The 3,310-nt window shown below is 70.3% G+C and carries 4 protein-coding genes and 1 pseudogene; 4 read left to right on the forward strand and 1 reads right to left on the reverse strand.

Annotation, left to right across the window (positions count from 1 at the left end):
• Positions 1-3 precede the first annotated feature (3 nt).
• The 4 genes from I5I_RS16270 (at position 4) to I5I_RS04530 (ending at position 2,952) form a co-directional block, all read left to right on the forward strand.
• Complete coding sequence (locus I5I_RS16270) at positions 4-144, forward strand: YbjQ family protein (protein ID WP_083867935.1); 141 nt, start codon at positions 4-6, stop codon at positions 142-144.
• A gap of 104 nt (positions 145-248) precedes the next feature.
• Positions 249-2,036 carry a TIGR03767 family metallophosphoesterase gene (locus I5I_RS04520; protein WP_036316916.1) on the forward strand — a complete coding sequence of 596 codons (1,788 nt, stop codon included), beginning with the start codon at positions 249-251 and terminating at the stop codon, positions 2,034-2,036.
• Positions 2,033-2,392 carry a hypothetical protein gene (locus I5I_RS04525; RefSeq protein WP_036316919.1) on the forward strand — a complete coding sequence of 120 codons (360 nt, stop codon included), beginning with the start codon at positions 2,033-2,035 and terminating at the stop codon, positions 2,390-2,392. The genes I5I_RS04520 and I5I_RS04525 overlap by 4 nt, the downstream gene beginning before the upstream one ends.
• Positions 2,389-2,952, forward strand: a complete 564-nt coding sequence (locus I5I_RS04530) for a hypothetical protein (protein ID WP_036316922.1) — start codon at positions 2,389-2,391, stop codon at positions 2,950-2,952. The genes I5I_RS04525 and I5I_RS04530 overlap by 4 nt, the downstream gene beginning before the upstream one ends.
• Here the strand turns inward: I5I_RS04530 and I5I_RS04535 are convergent.
• Positions 2,943-3,310 (reverse strand): annotated as a pseudogene (locus tag I5I_RS04535) (bifunctional [glutamine synthetase] adenylyltransferase/[glutamine synthetase]-adenylyl-L-tyrosine phosphorylase); the annotation flags it as partial. The gene I5I_RS04530 and the pseudogene I5I_RS04535 overlap by 10 nt on opposite strands.

Consider the following 3,310-nt stretch of genomic DNA (forward strand, 5'->3'; position numbering starts at 1 on the left):
CGAATGTGGGCGGAGGCGCAGCAGCGCGGCGGGAATGCGGTCGTCGCCATGCGGTTCGACTCCGGCTCGATCGGAAACTTCACCGAGTTCTGCGCGTACGGAACCGCTGTGGTCGTCGAGCCGATCGACCCGCCGCAGGCCTGATCGCGACACTGCCGCGACGCGGGCTTGCCGTTGTGGTCGTCGAGACGCTGTGCCCGCTAGATTGAGCGCACCCGATAGCGTCACGCACCAACCCGGAGGTGCCCGTGGGCGTGCTCTCCCGCCGCCAGTTCCTCGCCGTCGTCGGTGGCCTCGCCGCCGCCGGCGCGCTCCCGCGCGATCAGCTGGCGCAGGCTCTGGCGACCGCGCCGCCGCGCGCGGCGGTCGCCGAGGCTCCATCGACGCTCACGCGCACCATCCTGCAGGGCGGGGTGCAGAAGGGCTCTTACCGCGGGCTGGTGGCAGGTCCGGGCGAGCCGCACCTGCCGCGACTCGATGTGCTGCGTCGCGCCGCGGCGGCCGGACGCGCGGCATCCCGTCGATCGCTGCTGTACCTCGCCCACCTGTCGGATATGCACGTGATCGACGCGCAGTCACCGGGGCGCATCGAGCCGATGATCGTCCAGGACCATTCCGCGTGGGGCTCGGCCTTCCATCCGCAGGATCCGCTCAGTCCCCACGTCATCGCCGCGATGACGAAGTCGATCTCGGATCTGCGCTACAGCCCCGTGACCGGTGCGCCCATGGATGCCGCCGTGGTCACCGGCGACAGCGCCGACATGCACTCTCACCGGGAACTGCGGTGGTACATCGACCTTTTGGACGGCCTCAGCGTGGATCCGCGGACCAGCGACACGTTCGAGGGGGTGCAGGCGTGGGCCGAGGCCGTGTGGGCCTACCGCCCCGCCGATCCCACGGGCGGCGCGTTCGGCGCGTACGGGTTCCCGACGCTGCCGACGCTGCTCGACGAGGCCATCGCCCGCCCCGTCGCCTCGGTGGGCCTTCCCGCACCCTGGTACACCGTGTACGGCAATCATGAGACCTTGTTGCTGGGCACCTTCGATCTGGACACCCAACTGCGTGCCCTGGCAGTGGGCGGTCGCAAGTCGTACACGCTGGAAGCGACCGCCGCGATGGCTTTGGGCGGGTACGCGGCGCGCACCAGCGCCGTCCAACAGACGCTCGACGCGTGGGGGCTCGAGCTCGGGCTGCGTCCGGGTTTCAAGGCCGTGCCCGCCAACCGCGACCGTGCACTCTTCACCCAGCAGGAGTTCATGCAGGAGCATTTCCGCACGGCCGATCGCCCCGGTCCCGTGGGGCACGGGTTCACCGACCACAACCTCAGCACCGGCGAGACGTGGTGGAAAGCGGACCTGTCCGCGAATGTGCGCGCGTTCGGGTTGGACACGTGCAATCAGGTCGCCGGGCCCGACGGGGCGGTCCCGAAGAACCAGTTCGACTGGCTGGAGGCCGAGCTCGCCGTGGCGACGAAGGAGAACCGCCTCGCCATTGTTCTCAGCCACCACAACAGCGACACCCTCGAGAACCGCGCCCAACGCCCCGGACAGGACGAGGTGCTGATCGGAGCGGACGAGTTCGTGGCCATGCTCGCCCGCTATCCCGTCGTCGTGGCGTGGCTGAACGGGCATACGCACCTGAACCAGATCCTCGCGCATCCCGCGCCAACGGGCGGCGGCTTCTGGGAGATCACGACGGCATCCTGCATCGACTTCCCGCAGCAGCAGCAGACCGTCGAGCTCGTCGACAATCGGGACGGCACACTCTCCATCTTCACGACGGTCGTCGACCACGCGGCTGATCCGGTGCCGGGAAGTGGCGGTGACTACCTCGCCCTCGCGTCGCGCAGCCGTGAACTGGCATCCAACGACTGGGCCGAGACGCCTCTGATGCGACGCGGTTCGCCGCTCGACCGCAACACCGAACTGCTGCTTCCGGCGCCGTTCGATCTCGCCACGATCAGCGACGCGGCGCTGGAGACGCAGCATCTCACCGCGCGCGCCCGCATCCTCGCGAACGAGGGAGCCCTGTCATGACGTCGGGTCGTTCTCGCGCCGCCGCGTCCTTCGCGGCTGTGCTCGCGGTCCTGGCCTTGACGGGCTGTTCTCAGATCGCCGCTCTCGCTCCGGTCGGCGGCAACGGGCTCGCCGAGGTGCGCTTCGCTGCGATCGACGTCCTTCAGCAGAAGAACGTCGCCCTGCTGACGGCGCCGGTGTGCGCACAGGCGGACACCGGGCCGCTCGTCACCTGTGTGGGAACCAGCGCCGATGGTCGCGAGATCACGGTCACCTCGAGCGTCGCATCCGGTGCGCAACTGGTGGTCGCCGTCGGCGGCGAGACGATCTACTCCGGTGCGCTCACCGAGGTGCTGGACGAGGCGGCGCGCGGATGAACGTGTTGCGCTCCCCCGCCCGTCGCCGTGTCACGGCCGCGCTCGTGGTCGCGGTGCACGCGGGTGCGCAGGCGGCGTTCGTCGCCGTGGCACCGCGACTGCCGTTGGATGCCGGGGCGATCGCCCTTGCCGTCGCTTCTGGTCTCGTGATGCTCGTCGCCGCGGCTGCGCTCTGGACACTCGCCCTGCGCGCGGTATCCGCTCGCGCCCTGCTGACGCTTCTCCTCGCGGGGGTTGCCCTCGCAGCCTCCGCTGTGGCGGCGCCGATCGCGATTCCGATCGTCGCGGCGATCGCAAGCCCGCTCATCGCGGCGGGGTCCCCACCCGCTGCGGCCACAGCCATGCGCCGGCATCCGTGGCGCACGGCGGCCGGTCTGGTCGTGACCGCCGTCGCCGTGATACTCGCGACGATCGTCGCGATGCTGCTCGGTCTGCTCGTGACCGGTGCGCTCGGGGCTGCGGTGGCCTGGGTGCTGATCGGTGTCGGGGCCATCGCACTCATCGGAGCTTGGGCTCGATGGGCACGTGCCGGGACGTCGGTGGGCGCGGCTCAGCCGTAGAAGAGCTTCTCGAAGTCACGGCGCGCTCGTCGCGCCGTACGCAGCCATTCCTCTTCGACCAGCGTCGCCGACCGTGCCGGATACTCCAGGAGTCGACCGATGCCGTCCAGCTTGCCGCGGTCGGTCGGCAGGACGTCGCTCGTCTGCCCCGAAAGGAGCGTGTTCGCCGACCTCAGCCGACTGGCGAGACGCCACGCATCGTGCAGACGCTGCGCGGCGCCGTCAGGCACCAGTCCGGCGGCGCGCGCGGCCTCGAGAGCCTCGAGGGTGGACGTCGTACGGAGGGCGGGGACATCGTGCGCGTGTTCGTGCTGCAACACCTGCACGAGCCATTCGACGTCGCTCAGGCCGCCGGGCC

The organism is Microbacterium sp. B24 (assembly GCF_000333415.1).
Lineage (GTDB): Bacteria > Actinomycetota > Actinomycetes > Actinomycetales > Microbacteriaceae > Microbacterium.

Bases quoted from the DNA above. Each gene is read 5' to 3' on its own strand.
- I5I_RS16270 (WP_083867935.1), top strand. From the start codon at position 4: ATGTGGGCGGAGGCGCAGCAGCGCGGCGGGAATGCGGTCGTCGCCATG.
- I5I_RS04525 (WP_036316919.1), top strand. From the start codon at position 2,033: ATGACGTCGGGTCGTTCTCGCGCCGCCGCGTCCTTCGCGGCTGTGCTC.
- I5I_RS04530 (WP_036316922.1), top strand. From the start codon at position 2,389: ATGAACGTGTTGCGCTCCCCCGCCCGTCGCCGTGTCACGGCCGCGCTC.